The following is a 17,451-nucleotide window of genomic DNA, read 5'->3' as shown; positions in this document are numbered from 1 at the left end:
CTCCCTCGAACTCGGCGGCAAGAACGCGATGTTGGTCCTGGAGGACGCCGACATCGAGAAGGCCGCCGCAGGGGCCGTCCGCGCCTGCTTCTCCTCGGCGGGCCAACTCTGCATCTCCATCGAGCGGTTGTACGTCCACGAGTCCATCGCCGACGCCTTCCTCGACCGCTTCGCCGCCCGCACCCGCGCCCTGCGCCTGGGTAACTCCCTCGCCTACGGCGCCGACATGGGCTCCCTCGCCGGGGAACGCCAGCTCAAGGCCGTCGAACGCCACGTTGAGGACGCCGTCGCCAAGGGCGCGAAGGTGCTCGCGGGCGGGGTCGCGCGGCCGGACGCCGGGCCGTACTTCTTCGAGCCCACCGTGCTCGACGGCGTCGAGGACACCATGGCCGTCTGCGAGGAGGAGACCTTCGGCCCGGTCGTCTCCGTCTACCGCTTCCGCACCGACGACGAGGCGGTCGAGCGCGCCAACGCCACGCCGTACGGCCTCAACGCCTCGGTGTGGACCGAGAGCGCCCGCCGGGGCCGCGACGTCGCCGCCCGGCTGCGCACCGGCACCGTCAACGTCAACGAGGGCTACGCCCCCGCCTACGGCAGCGCCCAGTCCCCGATGGGTGGCATGAAGGACTCGGGCCTCGGCCGCCGCCACGGCTCCGAGGGCATCCTCAAGTACACCGAGGCACAGACGGTCGCCCAGCAGCGCCTGCTCCCCATGGCCCCCTCCCTCGGCATGGACGACGCCGCCTACGCCGCCTTCATGAGCCGCAGCCTGAAGCTGATGAAGGCGTTCCGCTTCCGCTGATCCCCACCCGCCCCGCCGTACCACCACCGTTCTCGACGAGGAGAGCACGTGTCGCAGGAGAAGACTGCCCAGACCCGGAACGAGGAAGGGCGCGACGAAAGCCGCGACGACGGGTACGACTACGACGTGCTCGTGGTCGGCTCCGGCTTCGGCGGTTCGGTGACCGCCCTGCGCCTGACCGAGAAGGGGTACCGCGTCGGCGTCCTCGAAGCGGGCCGCCGCTTCACCCGCGACACCCTCCCGAAGAACTCCTGGGACCTGCGCAACTACCTCTGGGCCCCCAAACTGGGCCTCTACGGCATCCAGCGCATCCATCTGCTCGGCAACGTCATGGTGCTGGCCGGCGCGGGCGTCGGCGGCGGCTCGCTGAACTACGCCAACACCCTCTACGTGCCCCCGAAGCCGTTCTTCGACGACCCCCAGTGGCGGGACATCACCGACTGGCAGGAGGAGCTGAAGCCGTACTACGACCAGGCGAAACGGATGCTCGGCGTCCGGCTGAACCCGACCGTGACCCCCTCCGACACGCATCTGCGGGCCGCCGCCGCGCGGATGGGTGTGGGCGACACCTTCCACATGGCGCCGGTCGGCGTTTTCTTCGGCGACGGCGAGGACGCCGACGGCACCGCGAAGGCGCGGCCGGGGGAGCAGGTCGCGGACCCGTACTTCGGCGGGGCGGGCCCCGAGCGCCGGGCCTGCACCGAGTGCGGCGAGTGCATGACCGGCTGCCGCCACGGCGCCAAGAACACCCTCAACGAGAACTATCTGTACCTCGCGGAGAAGGCGGGCGCGGTCGTCCACCCGCTCACCACGGTCGTCTCGGTCACGGACGACTCGCGCGGCGGCTACGCCGTCGCCACCCTGCCCACCGACCGCAGGCGCACCGGCGAGGGACGCCTCTTCACCGCCCGCCGCGTCGTCCTCGCGGCCGGGACCTACGGCACCCAGACCCTGCTGCACCGTATGAAGGCGGGGCGCCAACTGCCGTACCTCTCCGCCCGGTTGGGCGACCTCACCCGCACCAACTCCGAGGCCCTGGTCGGCGCCCAGACCGACGACCGCCGTTACCGCAAGGCGCACGGCGCGGACAAGGTCGACTTCACGCGCGGGGTGGCCATCACGTCCTCCGTCCACCCGGACGAGAACACCCACATCGAGCCGGTCCGCTACGGCAGGGGCTCCAACTCGATGGGCGGCCTCACCATCCTCCAGGTGCCGTACGCCGAGGGCTCCTCACGCGTCCTCGGCTGGCTCGCGCACGCGGTACGGCACCCGGTGCAGCTGGCCCGTTCCGTCTCCAACCGGCGCTGGTCGGAGCGGACCATCATCGGCCTGGTGATGCAGTCCCTGGACAACTCGCTCACCACCTATCTGAAGCCCGGCGGCGTCGGCAAGGGCCTGCTCACCGCCCGGCAGGGGCACGGCGCCCCGAACCCGACCCAGATCAGGGCCGCCACCGAGGCCGCCTCCGCGCTCGCCGCCGAGATCAACGGCTTCCCGGGCAGCAACGTGGGCGAGCTGATGGGCACCCCGCTCACCGCGCACTTCCTCGGCGGCTGCCCCATCGGGGACTCCCCGGAGACCGGCGTGATCGACCCGTACCACCGGCTCTACGGCCACCCCGGCATCTCCGTGGTCGACGGCGCCGCCGTCTCCGCGAACCTGGGCGTCAACCCGTCGCTGACCATCACCGCGCAGGCCGAGCGGGCCATGTCGTACTGGCCGAACAAGGGGGAGACGGACCCGCGCCCGGCGCAGGGGGTGGTCTACGAGCGGCTGAAGCCGGTGGCGCCGCGCAGTCCGGCGGTCCCGGCGGAGGCGTTCGGGGCGCTGAGGCTGCCGCTGCTGAAGGTGCCGACGGTGCCGAAGCGGGACTGAGCTTTCCGGCCGGGCTGCTCCGGTCGAGCTTTTGGGCCCGGACATGCCACGAGGGACCTGTGTCCCCCTCCGAACGCAGGTCCCTCGACGCTTACCGTTTTCTTGATCCGGCAGCTGGTTCGATCGGTGAGGGCCCGCAAGGGTTGCGCCGCCCCACAGGTATTTCCTGTGTGGCGTCGGTCACAACGGGAGGGGGTGCTGGATGTGCGGTTTCCGCCGGACGGCCCCGGGCGTCCCCGGAGCCGACCGTTTCTCTTGGGTGACCGGGCTGCTGTCCCCTGCCGTCCGATCACTTCCGGAGCGAGGTCCCACGGCGCACGGCACGACCCGTACGCCTCATCGCTCCGGCTATCCACGCGTGGTTCTGTCGGGCCCGCCCCTGGCTGGCACGGACACCGGGATCAACGAAGCGGCGCGCGCGGCGGTCACGCGCCGTACGGGTGAGAGCGGCACCGAACTCAGATACGACCCTTGACACGCGCGCGCCGCACGCGCTCAGACCCGGCCCCGGCACAGCTCGAGCAGCGTCATCGCGAGCGCGGTGCCGGGCTTGCCGAGGGCGTCGCGGTAGCGGCCGAGGATCTCCATCTCGCGCGACAGGCTCACCCGGCGGCCACCGGAGGAGATGCGCGCCTCCTGGACGACGGCGGAGACGGCCATGCGTTCCTGGACGAGGCCGAGGATGCGGTCGTCCAGCGCGTCGATGCGCTCACGGGCACCGGCGATGGTCTCTTCGGCGGTGACGGCGTTCTCTACGGCGGTGACAGTGGTCATGTTCGGGGCTCCTGGAAGACGGGGGCGACCCGGCGGTGACAGAACCCGGAAAACGACAGACGCCCCGGGCCTTGTCGGCCCGGGGCGCCTGGTAAGTGCTTGGCGTTGGCTCAAGCAGCACGACCATGGCGACCGGCGGGCCGGTTGCCATAGGTAAAGACGTAGGTCGTCTGCGTGAACATGCGGTCAGTATGCCACGGCCGCTCCGGGCCCGGCCCCGGTTTCCCCCGGACCGCCCGGCGCACGGGAAGGGGGCCCCGGCCCACCCCGTTAGAATCGGTCATACAGACCCCCGCCCACCCGCCGGAAGGCACCCCGTGTCATCAGCGACCCAGTCTGCCGCCGCCCCCGACACCGTCCTGGTCGTCGACTTCGGTGCGCAGTACGCCCAGCTCATCGCCCGTCGCGTCCGCGAGGCGCGGGTCTACAGCGAGATCGTGCCCAGCACCATGCCGGTCGCCGAGATGCTCGCCAAGAACCCCGCGGCGATCATCCTCTCCGGAGGCCCCTCCTCGGTCTACGAGGAGAACGCCCCGCAGCTCGACCGCGCCCTGTTCGAGGCCGGTGTCCCGGTCTTCGGCATGTGCTACGGCTTCCAGCTGATGGCGCAGACCCTCGGCGGCACCGTCGACAACACCGGCGCCCGCGAGTACGGCCGTACCGACCTGCACGTCTCCAAGTCCGGCTCCACCCTCTTCGAGGGCACCCCGGACGAGCAGCACGTGTGGATGTCCCACGGTGACGCCTGCTCCGCCGCCCCGGAGGGCTTCGCCGTCACCGCCTCCACGGACGTGGTCCCGGTCGCCGCCTTCGAGAACGACGAGAAGCGGCTCTACGGCGTCCAGTACCACCCCGAGGTCATGCACTCCACGCACGGCCAGCAGGTCCTGGAGCACTTCCTGTACCGGGGCGCGGGCCTGACCCCGTCCTGGACCACGGGCAACGTGATCGAGGAGCAGGTCACCGCGATCCGCGAGCAGGTCGGCGACAAGCGCGCCATCTGCGGTCTGTCCGGCGGCGTGGACTCCGCCGTCGCCGCGGCCCTCGTCGCGCGCGCCATCGGCGACCAGCTCACCTGCGTCTACGTCGACCACGGTCTGATGCGCAAGGGCGAGACCGAGCAGGTCGAGAAGGACTTCGTGGCCGCGACCGGCGTCAAGCTGGTCGTCGTCGACGCCGAGGAGCGCTTCCTCACCGCTCTGAAGGGGGTCTCCGACCCCGAGGAGAAGCGGAAGATCATCGGCCGCGAGTTCATCCGCGTCTTCGAGCAGGCCCAGGCCGAGATCATCGCCGACGCGGGCCCGGCCGTGGAGTTCCTGGTCCAGGGCACCCTGTACCCGGACGTGGTCGAGTCCGGTGGCGGCACCGGCACCGCCAACATCAAGTCGCACCACAACGTCGGCGGCCTCCCCGAGGACCTCGAGTTCCAGCTGATCGAGCCGCTGCGCAAGCTGTTCAAGGACGAGGTCCGCATGGTCGGCCAGGAGCTGGGCCTGCCGGAGGAGATCGTCCAGCGCCAGCCCTTCCCGGGCCCCGGCCTCGGCATCCGCATCGTCGGTGAGGTCACCAAGGAGCGCCTGGACCTGCTCCGCGACGCCGACGCCATCGCCCGCGAGGAGCTGACCGCCGCCGGTCTGGACCGCGAGATCTGGCAGTGCCCGGTGGTCCTGCTCGCCGACGTCCGCTCGGTCGGCGTCCAGGGCGACGGCCGCACCTACGGCCACCCGATCGTGCTGCGCCCGGTCTCCTCCGAGGACGCCATGACCGCCGACTGGTCGCGCCTGCCGTACGACGTGCTGGCGAAGATCTCCACCCGGATCACCAACGAGGTCCGCGACGTCAACCGCGTCGTCGTCGACGTGACCTCCAAGCCGCCGGGCACCATCGAGTGGGAGTGACCCCGGCGCCGGTGCTTCGACCGGCCCCGTGAGAGGTGGAACGGCTCCGGCTGTTCCACCTCTTTTGGCAGGTTCCTTTTGGTGGGCGCCGCGTGACGGTACGTTCCGGTCCGTAAAGCACCCCCAGCGCTGGAGGACCCATGCAGCGGCCCACCCCTCCCTCGCCCATGCCCACCGACCGGCTGCGGTTCGCGATGCCGCCCATGCACGAGTCGCTGGAGGACGAACGCCGCCACCGCAAGGAACGCCTCGCGGGCGCCCTGCGGCTCTTCGGGCGGGCGGGGTTCGAGGACGGGGTGTCCGGGCACATCACCGCGCGCGACCCCGAACACAGCGACTGCTTCTGGGTCAACCCGTTCGGGATGCCCTTCAAGCACGTCACCGTGAGCGACCTCGTCCTCGTCAACCAGGACGGCCAGGTCGTCGAGGGCCGCTACCACGTGAACCAGGCCGCCTTCACCGTCCACGCCCAGGTGCACGCCGCCCGCCCCGACGTGGTCGCCGTCGCCCACTGCCATTCCGTGCACGGCCGCGCCCTGGCCGCCCTCGGCGACCTCATCGACCCCCTCACCCAGGAGAGCTGCGCCTTCTACGAGGACATCGCGCTCTACGACGCCTACAGCGGCGTCACCGTCGACACCGAGGAGGGCCGCCGCATCGCGGCCGCGCTCGGCTCCCGCAAGGCGCTGGTCCTGCGCAACCACGGGCTGCTCACGGTCGGGGACTCGGTGGACGCCGCCGCCTGGTGGTTCATGTCCCTGGAACGCTCCTGCCAGGTCCAGCTGACCGCCCGCGCCGCCGGTCGCCCCGTCCTCATCGACCACCGGCAGGCCGTCGCCACCCGCGAACAGCTCGGCGGCGACCTGGTGGCCTGGATCAACTACCAGCCGCTGTGGCAGGACATCAGCCGGAGCGAGCCGGATCTGCTGAGCTGAGAGGGGCGTACGGGGTCGTACGGGGGCGTGCGGGGTCGCGCGGCGTCAACACGGTGACGCGCGCTTCACCCGCCACGACCCGGACCGGCTGCGACCGGCGGCCCAAGGTAGGGCACAATTCGCTTTGATCACAGGGGAGTTGTGTTGGAGCCGAAGTGCGCACTGTGGGCGCTTCGGCCGATCCGGGTTTTCGCGGGGAAGGCGGTCGGGGGTTGTGGCGGTACAGGAGGCGAGACGGGGCGTGTCGGCGGACGCCGACGGCGTCCACACGGGCGGTTGCACGTGCGGCGACTGCCCGCACGGCGCGCGCGAGGGACACCGGCGCGCGGTCGCCGCGTTCCTGCGCCGCCGTGACGAGTTCGCGGCCGGTCACGGCCTGCCCCAGGCGGTGGCCCACTCGGCCTCGGCGTCCCGGCAGTGGGTGTCCGCCGAGCTGACCCAGCGCGCGGACACCATCGCCGAACGCGGCCGCGCGGAGGGCGAGGCCTGGCTGGCCGGGCTGTGGACGCGCACCGTGTGCGTGGCGTGGGGCGCCGTCGTCGTCCTGCTCCTCGCGCAGGCGCTCACCGCGATCGGCGCGGGCTGGAGCAACGCCCGCACCGCCGGTCTGCTCGCCGCCGTGGTCGTCGCGGGCGCGCTGACCACCGCCTCCTGGTTCCACCGGAGGCGCGGCGGGGTGCTCGCGCCGGTGATCGGCGAGGACAACCGCATGTCCACCTCCCGCACCGTCGCCGCCTCCTGGGTGCTCTTCGTCGCCTACGCCGTCCTGCTCCTGGCCGGCCGGCTGGCCGCCGCCTCCGACCCCGCCGAACGCGACGCCCTGATCGCGGGCCTCGACCTCGCGCGCGGCGTGGGCGTGGTGACCGTGCTCGCCGTGGTCTGCGGCATCGCCGTCCTGGTCCGCCGGGTGGTCGGCCTGCGTATCCTCGGCCAGCGGCTCCAGAAGGTCTCCGCGCACCGGCCGCGCGCCGCCGACCTGCTGACCGACGACGCGGGACGGGGTGCCTTCGCCGACATCCAGTACGTCGTGATCAGTGCCGTCGCCCTCCTCTTCGCCGCCGTCCGCCTGGGCCGCCGCCCCGACCAGCTGCCCGACCTGCCCTGGGGCCTCGCAGTCGTGGTGCTGATCTCCGCCGCCACCTACCTCGCGGGCAAGTACGCCGAGGGCGGCCGCCCGGTGATCCTCTCCGTCGTCCGCTCCCGCGAGCCCGGCGACCTGGACGGCCCGATCCGCCCCGGCGACGACATCGAGATCCGCGGCAGCGGCTTCGTCCCGCCCGGCGCCCAGGGCGCCGACCGGCTCGCCCGTCTGGTCGTACGCATCGGCGTGGTCGACGTCCACGTGCCCCTGGTCCCGGTCCCCGGCGGCTTCCGCAACCCGACGGACAGCGTCCTGACCGTCCCCGTACCGGCCGAGGTGGAGCCCGGCCCGGTGGAGGTCCAGGTGGTGACGGCGGCCGGGGTGGGCACGAACCGGTACCCGGTCGAGGTCGTCGACTGAGTCCTCCGTCGGCCGTCGGCTGACCGCCCTCTGCCCCCCCGCCTTCCGCCGCCCTCTCCGCCGTCCGCGCGGTGTGACGGTGCCCCCCGAAAACCGGAAAAACCGCCGGGGGAGGATTGAACCGGCCCCGTTCGTCATACGTATCGTCCTGTTGAGGGGTCCGGCACGGCGAGCGAGAGGCGGCTGGCAGTGATGACTCACGGTATGCGTATGGAAACGCACACCTCCCGACTGGACGGCGGCCACACCTGGCGGGAGACCGCCGTCCGTTTCTCTCTCCTCCCGCTCAGGGTCTTCCTCGGCGTCACCTTCGTCTACGCCGGGCTGGACAAGCTCACCGACAGCGCCTTCCTGAAGTCCGGCGGCGCGGGCTCCATCGGGGACACGATGCGCTCGGCCCGCGACTCCGCCGCCGTCCCCGCCCTCATCGACCTGGCCCTGCACAACCCCGTCGGCTTCGGCTACGCCATCGCCTTCGGTGAGCTGGCCGTCGGCATCGGCATCCTCGTCGGCCTCTTCGGCCGCCTGGCCGCCCTCGGCGGTGCCCTGATCTCCCTCAGCCTCTGGCTGACGGTGAGCTGGGCCGCCACCCCGTACTACTACGGCAACGACCTCCCCTACCTGATGGCCTGGCTGCCACTGATCCTGGCCGGAACGCCCTACCTGTCCCTGGACGCCCTGCTGCACGCCCGTCGGCGGCGGGGAATGGGCGGCTACCGGTAACCGACGGGGTGACAGCAGGGGAAGCGGAGGCTTGTACACTGCTCCGCTCCACCCCGACTGGAGGTCACCCGAGTGGTTCCCGCACGGATACTCGCCGGTGCTCCGTTGGTTCTGGCGATCCTCGCCCTGTCGGGCTGCTCCTCCTGGGGCTGCACCGACACGACGGCGGAGCGCGGCAAGGCCGCCGTCAAGGTGCGGATCGTGGACCTGTACGGGCAGTCCGACGGCGCCACCGCCGAGGTCGTCGACTGGCGCCTCACACCCGACCCGCAGGCGCGCCACAAGGGTGACGAGATCAACTTCCGCTACCGCTTCGACCATGTCCACACGTATTCCGGCCCTGCGGTGGACGCCTGCGCGGTCGACGACAAGCGCAAGGCGCTGGGATGCCAGACGATCTACGCCCCCGACGGGTCCCCACCGGGCGCCCCCATCACAGGCGACGACTGGCTCTATACCAAGCACCCCGAGCAGGTCACCGGAGTACTGCTGATCCCCAACGACCAGTCCTACGACCGGCGAACCTGTGACCAGGACCCCAAGGACGGCGGCGGCCCGCATCCCCCGAAACCGGCGTCCATCGGCGACCAGTTGTAAGCCGACGGGTGGTCGAGCGGCTCAGTAGGATCCGCCGCATGTTCTGGATAAGACGGCGTGCACGCGACGCCGAGCCGCCCTCGGACCGACTGCCCGACCTCGAGTTCCTGGCCCTGGTGCGGGCGAGTCTCGAGGAGCACGCGCCAGGCGTGACACAGGGCGCCGAGCTCAAGGGCAACTCACTGATCAGCCCGAACGGATGGGCGGTGGCCGTGGCGCCACCCCATCACGGGGGCGGGCACCACTACGACCTCGTCGCGGTTCCGGACGTGAGTGTCCAGCCGGATGTGCCCTGCTTCCTGGACTGTGTCGTGGCGATGGCCGGGGATCACCGGAAGGCGGCCGACAGTTGGGTGGAGACAGCCGGTGCCTGCCTGCTCGAACTCCTCGACCGGCGCGAGCACTTCGCCGATCACGTGGGCCCCGGCCACGAGCGCGGCGTCACCGGATGGCACTCGATCACCTCCGGCGCGGTCGGCCTGGGGCTCGACACCGCCGAGAACCGTCGCCTGCAGACAGCGCTGATCGACGCGAACGTCCTCCACCGCATAGCCGACTCCATGACCGCGGACCTGGAATCGCCGTTCTTCAACGGGGTCAAGGTCTTCTACGGCGGCAGCCCGGGCGCGATGCAGGCCGAGGTCCGGATCAACGGTGAGCGCCACGAGGCCGCGTCCGCCGCGCTGGCCGCGCTGGACCTCCCCGAACCCACAGCCTTCACCGTCGTTCGCTACTACGCGCTCCTGCTGCCGGTTCCGGCCGACGGCGGGGAGCCGACCTACCCTGCGACCCGCCTCGACCTCGCCCCGGCCGCGCATGCCCACGGTGAGGTCTGTGGCTGCGGCCGCCACCTGGACCCCGAGCAACCCGGCTTCGCCTTCCCCCTGCCTCATCTGCTCGCCGAGCTTTCCGACGAGGAACGTGTCCGGCGCGTCAGGGCCGACACGGGGCCGGTCATCATCGCGGACGGAATCGGCAACTTCCTCAAAGTGCGCCTGCCGGTCCGGCTTGAGGACGGACGCACCGTGGTCTACCGCGTCTGGGTCTACCTCCACGCTCCGGTGATCAACGAGTTCACCGAGAGGGTCCACGAGGACAGGCTGTCCGGACACCGCTTCGAGGGCCTGCTGTGCAACGCGGTCGGCCCGTGGGGCGAGGAACTCCTGCGCGCGCCCGTCGTCCTCGGGGGCCAGCGAGTCAACGAGGACGGATCGATCCGCATCCCCGAAGTCCTCGAGTCCAGCCACCCGCTGCTGAGCAAGGTGCTGCGGGAATCCTGGCCGGCGGAGTTCGTACTCGACGATCGTGATCCCCGCATGCACGCGTGCTGAACGCGTGCTGACTCTCCAGTTCTGAGGTCATCGGCGCTCGCCGGCGGGCGGCGATGCGATGAACGGCGGGGCGTCCGTCTCCGTCCACCGCTGCCCCGTCCACCCGAGGACCTACCCGTCCTCCGCCGCCCCGCGCTGCCTGCGTATCGCTCGGGCCACCGCGCCCGTCACACCCGCCAGGAACAGGGCGCCCGCGGTGATCGGGAGGGCGGTGAACCAGGGGATGTGCCAGAGGTTCTGGGCGTCGCCGATGTAGAGGGCGGCCACGGTGGCGAAGGCGAGGCCGGCGAGCAGGCGGCCGGGTTGGAATTCACGGCGTGGCACGGCTGATCACCACCTGTCCTACGCCGACTTCGAGGCCGATCGTCAGCGTTCCGGTGTTCTTCGCGCCCATGGCCGGGGTCAACGTCAGCTTCTTGTGCCTGCCCGGCTCCACGTCGATGTCCTTTCCGTTGTCGTAGGGCAACCGGATGTCGCCCACGCCGAGGTCGATCTTGATGGCGGCGGCCGTGTCCGCCGGGACGATCAGCCTGAGCCTGCCCACGCCCACCTCGGCGTGAGTGGTCACCGTCTGCCCCTTCGCCGGGTGTACGCGGCTCAGGTCGAGGGTGGCGGCGCCGGTTCCGAGGTCGTACGTGGGGCGGACGTCCGCCGCGGTGGCCGGTTGCCAGGAGGTCCGGGTCCACTGGGACTTGATGTCCCGGGGGAGAGCGGTGACCCCGGCCAGCAGAACCGCCGTGAGGATCGCCAGGAACGTCGTACCGGCTCCCGTGCGCCCGAGGAACGAGCTGAGGGCCATCCCCAGACCGAACACCGCGAGCGCACAGGCCAGACCGAGCTGGAGACTCGTGCCGGGTGGCCGTGTGTGCCAGGTCTGTCCGACGGCCAAGCCGCCCGCCAGCAGGGCCAGCAGGAACACCCAGCCGCCTATCCGGCGCGGGCCGCGCGGTCTCGGGCTACGGGTGCCTGTACCGGTGCCCGTGCCGGTGGGGGCTTCGGTGTCGGTGCTCGCCGGGCGCGTGGCGGTGCCGTGCGGCCACGGGTCGGCCATTCTCACGTCGAGGATCGAGGTCACGTCGCGCTGCCGGGAGTCGCCGGGTCCCCACAGATAGCCGGTGCCGCCGACATGGGTGCCGTCCTTGACGATCGGGTCGCGCCACCAGGAGGGGAAGTACGTCGCGATCGGCGGTGCCTGTGCTTCCGGCGGGGCGTCGGCGGCGGCCTGCGCGGCTATGGGGCTGGTGCGCGGGCGCGAACTCGGCGAGCTGGGGGAGGGGTCGGGCTCCGAGGTGCTCCGGTGCCGGGACCAGTACCCGGCACCGGCGAGGAGCAGGGAGAGGACCACCGCGAAGGTCAGCGCCCCGGTGTTCCGCAGCGTGGTCAGGACCACCCCGCAGCCGACCAGGGCGAACAGCACGGCGGCCAGCGCCTGGCCGTCGACCCGGCCGGTGAGCAGTTTGCGGACCTCGTTCTCCTCCTCGTCGTCCTGCGGCACGAGGAGCCAGGCGAAGCCGTAGAAGATCAGGCCGATGCCGCCGGTCGCGGCCAGCACGGCGAGGGTGATGCGGTAGATCACCGGGTCCATGTCCGTCTGCCGGCCCAGCCCCGCGCACACGCCCGCGATCATCTTGTGTCTACGGTCGCGCCGGAGGGGTCGGGAGGCCGGGGAGGCGGGAGGCGTTCCGCCCGCGCCAGGAGCGCCAGGAGCGCCAGGAGCGCCAGGAGCGCCAGAGGTGCCAGGGGTGCCGGGAGTGCCCGACGTGCCGGGCGGTGCACCCGAAGCGTTGGAATTCCCGGCCGCGCCCGTGGCTCCGGGAGCGTCCGTCGCACCGATCGCGCCCGTTTCGCCAGTCCCGCCAGTCCCGCCAGTCCTGCCCGTTTCGTCGGCCCCGCCGATTCCGCCCGTCATGTCCGCCATACCGGTGCCCGAGCCCGGGCGCGGGCCGGAGCCAGGTCCCGGACCCGTCGCTGCGTGCTCGTGATCCGTCATGCGTCCATCGTGACGGTTCGGGCGCCCGACCGGCAGTCGGATCAACCCTGGCCGAACCCTGAAATCGGCCCTGAGGCGGAACCGGGGGCATGTTCGAATCGCGGGTTCCGCCGCCGACCGGGGCGCCCGGACCGGTATCGGGGGAACCCCGGCCGAAGATCAGGGGAGTCTCGGGGGCCGACCCTGATGACCCGCTGCCACGGCCGTGTGACCATCGATGTCATGCCGGAAGCCGCAGCACTGCCCCTCGAAGACCCGCGGCCGCCGCGCAAGCTCTATCGCAGCGGTGACGGTCGCTGGCTCGGTGGAGTGGCGCGGGGCCTCGCCGGGCACCTCGGGCTGCCCGTGGTGTGGGTGCGGCTGGCCTTCGTCGGCCTGTTCATGGCCAATGGGCTGGGCGCGCTGCTGTACGCCGCGTTCTGGTTCTTCGTGCCGCTCGGCGTCGGCGGTGTGGGCGACCACAAGCCGCCCTCGCTCGTCGGTACCGAGACCTCTCCTGACGGCCGCCGCAGACTCGTGGCGCGCAAGCCGGACAAGGGCCAGATGGTCGCCCTGCTGCTCATGGTCATCGTGTCGATGGTCTTCGTGGGCAGCGTCAACGTGACCAACACGGCGAAGGCGTACCTCGTGCCGACGGTCCTGGTCGCGGCCGGTGTCGCCCTGGTCTGGCGGCAGGCGGACAACGCCCGCCGGGCCCGCTGGGTCGAGGTCGGAAGCAGGCGGCGCACCCTCACCCTGCTCCGGGCGGGTGTGGGCGTGCTGCTGGTCACGGCCGGGGTGTCCGCCATCTTCGTCATGCAGGGCTCGGCCGCCCATCTCGGCGCGGTGCTCCAGGCGGCGCTCGCCGTCTTCGTGGGCATCACGCTGCTCGCCGGTCCCTATCTCGTCCGGGTCACCCAGGACCTCTCCGCGGAGCGCCTGATGCGCATCAGGGCCCAGGAGCGCGCCGAGGTCGCCGCCCACGTCCACGACTCCGTGCTGCACACCCTGACCCTGATCCAGCGCAACGCCGACAACGCGGGCGAGGTGCGCCGCCTGGCCCGCGCCCAGGAGCGCGACCTGCGCACCTGGTTGTACAAACCCGAGGGCACGGGCAAGGACGAGGCCGACGAGCCGGACACGGTAGCGGAGGCGGTCCGGCGCAGCGCGGCCGAGGTGGAGGACAAGCACGGCGTGCCCATAGAGGTGGTCGTGGTGGGCGACTGTCCGCTGGACGAGAGGACGGCCGCGCAGATGCAGGCAGCGCGCGAGGCGATGGTGAACGCCGCCAAGTACGGTGGCGACGGCGGTCCCGTGCAGGTGTACGCGGAGGTCGAGGGGAGGACGGTGTTCGTGTCCGTCCGTGACCGGGGTCCCGGGTTCGACGTCGACTCGATACCCGCCGACCGCATGGGCGTCAGAGAATCGATCATCGGCCGGATGGAGCGCAACGGCGGCACGGCCCGGCTGCGGTCGGTGCCGGGCGGCGGCACGGAGGTCGAGCTGGAGATGGAGAGGGCGGAGAAGACGGCATGAGCGACGCGACCGAGGCGAACGGCACGACGGGGGCGGCGGAGGTGGCCGGTCCCGGACGCGACGCAGGGAGCGGCGCGGGCGGCCGCCAGGTGCGGGTGGTGCTCGTGGATGACCACCGCATGTTCCGTACGGGTGTCCAGGCGGAGATCGGGCAGACCGAGCGGACCGGGGTCGAGGTGGTCGGCGAGGCCGCGGACGTCGACCAGGCGGTCACGGTGATCACCGCGACGCGCCCCGAGGTGGTCCTGCTCGACGTCCATCTGCCCGGCGGCGGCGGGGTGGAGGTGCTGCGCCGCAGCGCCTCCCTGATGGCCGACCCCGAGCGGCCGGTGCGGTTCCTCGCGCTGTCCGTGTCGGACGCGGCGGAGGACGTGATCGGGGTGATCCGCGGCGGCGCCCGGGGCTATGTCACCAAGACCATCACCGGCAGCGACCTCATCGACTCGATCTTCCGGGTCCAGGAGGGCGACGCGGTCTTCTCCCCGCGCCTGGCCGGGTTCGTCCTGGACGCCTTCGCGTCCACCGACGCCCCGCCGGTCGACGAGGACATGGACCGCCTCACCCAGCGGGAACGGGAGGTGCTGCGCCTGATCGCCCGGGGCTACGCCTACAAGGAGATCGCCAAGCAGCTGTTCATCTCGGTGAAGACGGTCGAGTCCCACGTCTCGGCGGTCCTGCGCAAGCTCCAGCTGTCCAACCGCCACGAGCTGACCCGCTGGGCGACGGCGCGCCGCCTGGTCTGACCGGGACCGTCGCAGCGGACCGGATCCGTCGCACCGCACCGCACCGCACCGGACCGGACCGGGTCGGTTGGACCGGATCGGTCGGACCGGGTCCGTCAGATCGGGTCCGGCGTCCGGTGGAGACGCAGCAGCGCGTGGGCGGCGTCGGCCACCGCCTGCCGCAGCTCCGGGGGTTCGAGGACCTCGATGCCCGGCCCGAGCCGCAGCACCTCGCCGGTGGCGTGCTCGACCGACTCGATCGGGACGACCATACGCACGCCGCCCCGCGGGTCGGGGTGCGCATGGGCCTCGGCGGCGTCCAGGACGACCGTGTCCACCTGTTCCGGGAAGCGCCGCCAGGCCTGCGCCGAGAGCCGGAGTACCGCCCGGCCCCGGAAGCGGTTCGCGTCGAAGGCGGCGACCCAGTCGCGCCAGTACTCGGCCAGGTCGAAGCCGGTGGGCCGCTCGAAGACCTCGCCTCCCGCGTCCGTGAGCCGCAGGATCTGCGACACCCGGTAGGTCCGGACGGCGGCAGCCCCGGCGCCACCGGCATCGTCGGCCGACCGTCCCGGGGACTGCGCCACCACGTACCAGATCCCGGCCTTCAGGACGATGCCGAGGGGACACAGCTCGCGCTCCACCTCCTGCGGCTCGGCCCAGCGACGGTAGAGCACGCGCAGGGTGCGCCGGTGCCACACGGCCTCGGCTACGGCGGCGAGCCGGGGGACCTGTTCGGCCTCGCGGTACCAGCGCGAGGTGTCCAGGTGGAACCGCTCGCGGACCCGGGCCGCCCGCTCACGCAGCGCCGGTGGCAGGGCCGCGTCGAGCTTCAGCTGGGCCGCCGCGAGATCGGCGCCGAGGCCCAGTTCGGAGGCGGGGCCGGGAAGACCGGCCAGGGCGAGGGCATCCGCCTCGGCTCCGTGCAGTCCGGTCAGACGGGTGCGATAGCCCTCGACCAGCGAGAACCCGCCCGCGTGGCCCGGTTCGCCGTAGACCGGGACGCCCGCGGCGGACAGTGCGTCCACGTCCCGGTAGACCGTGCGGACCGAGACTTCCAGTTCGGCGGCGAGCTGGCGGGCCGTCATCCGGCCGCGGTTCTGCAGGAGCAGGACGAGGGAGAGCAGACGGCTCGCGGTCATGGCCACGCGCGCCATCCTCGCCCACTTCACTGACATGAGGTGGCAGTGAAGCCTCCTTCAATGGGCGCATGATCACGGAAAGGCACGCGCGGCGCACCGCACGGCTCCTGGTGTCGGCCGCCTTCGTCACCTCGCTCGGGAACAACGTCCAGCTGATCTCCGGCGCGCTGCTGGTGATCAGGGCCGAACAGACGATGATGTCGGTGGGGTGGCTGTTCATCGCCGTCGCGATTCCGCAGGCGGTGCTCTCGCCGTTCTTCGGGCGGCTGGCCGACCGGGTCGACCGGCGCGCGCTGTGGATCTTCAGCGACGTGGCGAGCACGGTCACAGCGCTGGCGCTCCCCCTGTGGCTGTGGCTCGGCCACGGTGGCGACGCCGGGCCGCCGGTCTATCTGGCGAACCTGGCCCTGGCCGTGCTGGCCGCGCTGTTCTTCCCGGTCAGCAGCGCGCTGATCAAGGAGCGCATCCCTCCGGAGCGGCTGCGCCAATTCAACGCCCACTACGAGATGGCGACGCAGGCCGGGATGCTGCTCTCCGCGACGGTCGGCGGCCTCGCCGTCCAGACGGTGGGGGCGGTCCCGTTGCTGCTGGTCAACGCCGGGACGTTCGTCGTGTCGGCGGTGGGCGTGGCCGCGGTCGGGCGACGGGAGGGGACCCTCTCCTCGGCCGTCGGACACGGCGACGGCGACGCCGTTCGCGCGCAGGCCGGCGGCACGCCGACCGCCGTTCTCGGCACCCCACGTTCCGCGCCGCTGCCGATGGGTCGGCTCATCGTGCTGTTCGCGCAGGGAAGCGTCGTGGTCACGGTGTTCAACGCCCTGCTGCCCAAGTTCGTCCTGGGCGACCTGCACCAGGGCGCGGGGACGTTCGGGGTCGTCGACGCGCTCGGCAGCTTCGGGTTCCTGCTGGCCACGGCCGCGTACAAGGTCTCGGGCCGTCGGCTCGGCGACCTGGGGACGGCGGTGGCGGGGTTCCTGCTGTGCTCGGTGCTGTTCGTGTTCCAGCCCCACTTCGGGGTGGCGGGGGTGCTGCTCCTGGTGCCGGCCGGGGCGTTCGTCTTCGGCCAGGCGCGGATCGCCTCGCGCAATCTGCTGATGGCGGAGGTGGGACCGGACCGGGCGGGCCGGGCCTTCGGTGTGGCCAACGGTGGGGGACTGGCCGCCACGGTCGTCGTGATGCTGCTGGCCGCGCAGCTCACCGACCGGGCGGGCATCGCGTACGGCTTCGCCGTGACCGCTGTGCTGAGCGCGGTCACGACGGCCGTGGCTGCCTTCGGGCTGTCCCGTGCGCGTGTCGGCGCCTCACACGACCCGCGTCGCCCCCGCGAACGGCATCTGGCTGATCGGGGCGACGCGGACCGGGGCCGAGGGGTTCGGGGCGTGGATCATCCGGCCGTTGCCGATGTAGAGGCCGACGTGGCTGACGCCTGAGTAGAAGAACACCAGGTCACCGGGGCGGAGCTGGGAGCGTGAGACGCGCCGTCCGGCGTTGATCTGGGCGTAGGTGGTGCGGGGGAGGGAGACGCCCGCGGAGCGGTAGGCGGCCTGGATCAGGCCCGAGCAGTCGAAGGCGTTGGGGCCGGTGGCGCCCCAGACGTAGGGGCTACCGAGCTTGCGGTAGGCGTAGGCGACCGCCGCGGCGGCGCG

15 protein-coding genes and 1 pseudogene are annotated in these 17,451 nt (G+C 72.0%); 11 read left to right on the top strand and 5 right to left on the bottom strand.

All coding sequences use genetic code 11. The features are described 5' to 3' along the window. Both GTW40_RS17975 and GTW40_RS17970 read left to right on the top strand, forming a co-directional pair. A partial coding sequence (locus GTW40_RS17975) for an aldehyde dehydrogenase family protein (protein ID WP_161181220.1) occupies positions 1-802 on the top strand: 802 nt, incomplete at its 5' end. A gap of 48 nt (positions 803-850) precedes the next feature. After that, a complete protein-coding gene (locus GTW40_RS17970) occupies positions 851-2,680 on the top strand; it encodes a GMC family oxidoreductase (protein ID WP_343245732.1) in 1,830 nt (609 codons plus the stop codon). A 495-nt stretch (positions 2,681-3,175) separates the two neighbouring features. On the opposite strand, the gene GTW40_RS17965 is transcribed toward GTW40_RS17970, so the two are convergent. Then, entirely contained in the window at positions 3,176-3,454 is a 279-nt protein-coding gene (locus tag GTW40_RS17965; RefSeq protein ID WP_161181219.1) for a chorismate mutase, read from the bottom strand. A 317-nt stretch (positions 3,455-3,771) separates the two neighbouring features. Between GTW40_RS17965 and guaA the strand changes: the two genes are divergently transcribed. The 6 genes from guaA (at position 3,772) to GTW40_RS17935 (ending at position 10,439) form a co-directional block, all read left to right on the top strand. Beyond that, positions 3,772-5,352: a glutamine-hydrolyzing GMP synthase gene (guaA, locus tag GTW40_RS17960; RefSeq protein WP_161181218.1), complete on the top strand. Its 1,581-nt coding sequence runs from the start codon at positions 3,772-3,774 to the stop codon at positions 5,350-5,352. A 140-nt stretch (positions 5,353-5,492) separates the two neighbouring features. After that, complete coding sequence (locus GTW40_RS17955) at positions 5,493-6,287, top strand: class II aldolase/adducin family protein (RefSeq protein ID WP_161181217.1); 795 nt, start codon at positions 5,493-5,495, stop codon at positions 6,285-6,287. A gap of 214 nt (positions 6,288-6,501) precedes the next feature. After that, positions 6,502-7,788 carry a hypothetical protein gene (locus GTW40_RS17950; RefSeq protein ID WP_161181216.1) on the top strand — a complete coding sequence of 429 codons (1,287 nt, stop codon included), beginning with the start codon at positions 6,502-6,504 and terminating at the stop codon, positions 7,786-7,788. A gap of 192 nt (positions 7,789-7,980) precedes the next feature. Next, a complete protein-coding gene (locus tag GTW40_RS17945) occupies positions 7,981-8,511 on the top strand; it encodes a DoxX family protein (RefSeq protein ID WP_161181215.1) in 531 nt (176 codons plus the stop codon). Between the two features lie 72 nt (positions 8,512-8,583). Next, complete coding sequence (locus GTW40_RS17940) at positions 8,584-9,108, top strand: hypothetical protein (protein ID WP_343245731.1); 525 nt, start codon at positions 8,584-8,586, stop codon at positions 9,106-9,108. A gap of 38 nt (positions 9,109-9,146) precedes the next feature. Next, a complete protein-coding gene (locus GTW40_RS17935; RefSeq protein WP_161181214.1) occupies positions 9,147-10,439 on the top strand; it encodes a DUF6348 family protein in 1,293 nt (430 codons plus the stop codon). Between the two features lie 111 nt (positions 10,440-10,550). On the opposite strand, the gene GTW40_RS17930 is transcribed toward GTW40_RS17935, so the two are convergent. Both GTW40_RS17930 and GTW40_RS17925 read right to left on the bottom strand, forming a co-directional pair. Then, positions 10,551-10,763, bottom strand: a complete 213-nt coding sequence (locus tag GTW40_RS17930) for a hypothetical protein (protein ID WP_161181213.1) — start codon at positions 10,761-10,763, stop codon at positions 10,551-10,553. After that, positions 10,750-12,429: a PspC domain-containing protein gene (locus GTW40_RS17925; protein WP_161181212.1), complete on the bottom strand. Its 1,680-nt coding sequence runs from the start codon at positions 12,427-12,429 to the stop codon at positions 10,750-10,752. Before GTW40_RS17925 ends, GTW40_RS17930 begins: the two co-directional genes overlap by 14 nt. 222 nt (positions 12,430-12,651) lie before the next feature. On the opposite strand from GTW40_RS17925, the gene GTW40_RS17920 reads away from it, so the two are divergent. Then, positions 12,652-13,944, top strand: a complete 1,293-nt coding sequence (locus GTW40_RS17920) for an ATP-binding protein (RefSeq protein ID WP_161181211.1) — start codon at positions 12,652-12,654, stop codon at positions 13,942-13,944. Continuing rightward, positions 13,941-14,687 (top strand): response regulator transcription factor, encoded by a 747-nt coding sequence (locus tag GTW40_RS17915; RefSeq protein WP_161181210.1) that lies wholly within the window; start codon positions 13,941-13,943, stop codon positions 14,685-14,687. Before GTW40_RS17920 ends, GTW40_RS17915 begins: the two co-directional genes overlap by 4 nt. A gap of 95 nt (positions 14,688-14,782) precedes the next feature. On the opposite strand, the gene GTW40_RS17910 is transcribed toward GTW40_RS17915, so the two are convergent. Next, positions 14,783-15,805 carry a WYL domain-containing protein gene (locus GTW40_RS17910; protein WP_202486056.1) on the bottom strand — a complete coding sequence of 341 codons (1,023 nt, stop codon included), beginning with the start codon at positions 15,803-15,805 and terminating at the stop codon, positions 14,783-14,785. A gap of 68 nt (positions 15,806-15,873) precedes the next feature. Here GTW40_RS17910 and GTW40_RS17905 point away from each other — a divergent pair. Further along, positions 15,874-16,941: pseudogene (locus GTW40_RS17905) on the top strand (MFS transporter); the annotation flags it as partial. A gap of 165 nt (positions 16,942-17,106) precedes the next feature. Here the strand turns inward: GTW40_RS17905 and GTW40_RS17900 are convergent. After that, a partial coding sequence (locus GTW40_RS17900) for a C40 family peptidase (protein ID WP_161181209.1) occupies positions 17,107-17,451 on the bottom strand: 345 nt, incomplete at its 5' end.

The organism is Streptomyces sp. SID4985, assembly GCF_009863025.1.
GTDB lineage: Bacteria > Actinomycetota > Actinomycetes > Streptomycetales > Streptomycetaceae > Streptomyces.
The sequence above is the reverse complement of the archived record's forward strand: the minus strand, read 5'-3'. Positions and strand labels throughout refer to the sequence as shown.

Bases quoted from the DNA above. Each gene is read 5' to 3' on its own strand.
- GTW40_RS17965 (WP_161181219.1), bottom strand. From the start codon at position 3,454: ATGACCACTGTCACCGCCGTAGAGAACGCCGTCACCGCCGAAGAGACC.
- GTW40_RS17955 (WP_161181217.1), top strand. From the start codon at position 5,493: ATGCAGCGGCCCACCCCTCCCTCGCCCATGCCCACCGACCGGCTGCGG.
- GTW40_RS17945 (WP_161181215.1), top strand. From the start codon at position 7,981: ATGACTCACGGTATGCGTATGGAAACGCACACCTCCCGACTGGACGGC.
- GTW40_RS17935 (WP_161181214.1), top strand. From the start codon at position 9,147: ATGTTCTGGATAAGACGGCGTGCACGCGACGCCGAGCCGCCCTCGGAC.
- GTW40_RS17925 (WP_161181212.1), bottom strand. From the start codon at position 12,429: ATGACGGATCACGAGCACGCAGCGACGGGTCCGGGACCTGGCTCCGGC.
- GTW40_RS17920 (WP_161181211.1), top strand. From the start codon at position 12,652: ATGCCGGAAGCCGCAGCACTGCCCCTCGAAGACCCGCGGCCGCCGCGC.
- GTW40_RS17915 (WP_161181210.1), top strand. From the start codon at position 13,941: ATGAGCGACGCGACCGAGGCGAACGGCACGACGGGGGCGGCGGAGGTG.
- GTW40_RS17910 (WP_202486056.1), bottom strand. From the start codon at position 15,805: ATGACCGCGAGCCGTCTGCTCTCCCTCGTCCTGCTCCTGCAGAACCGC.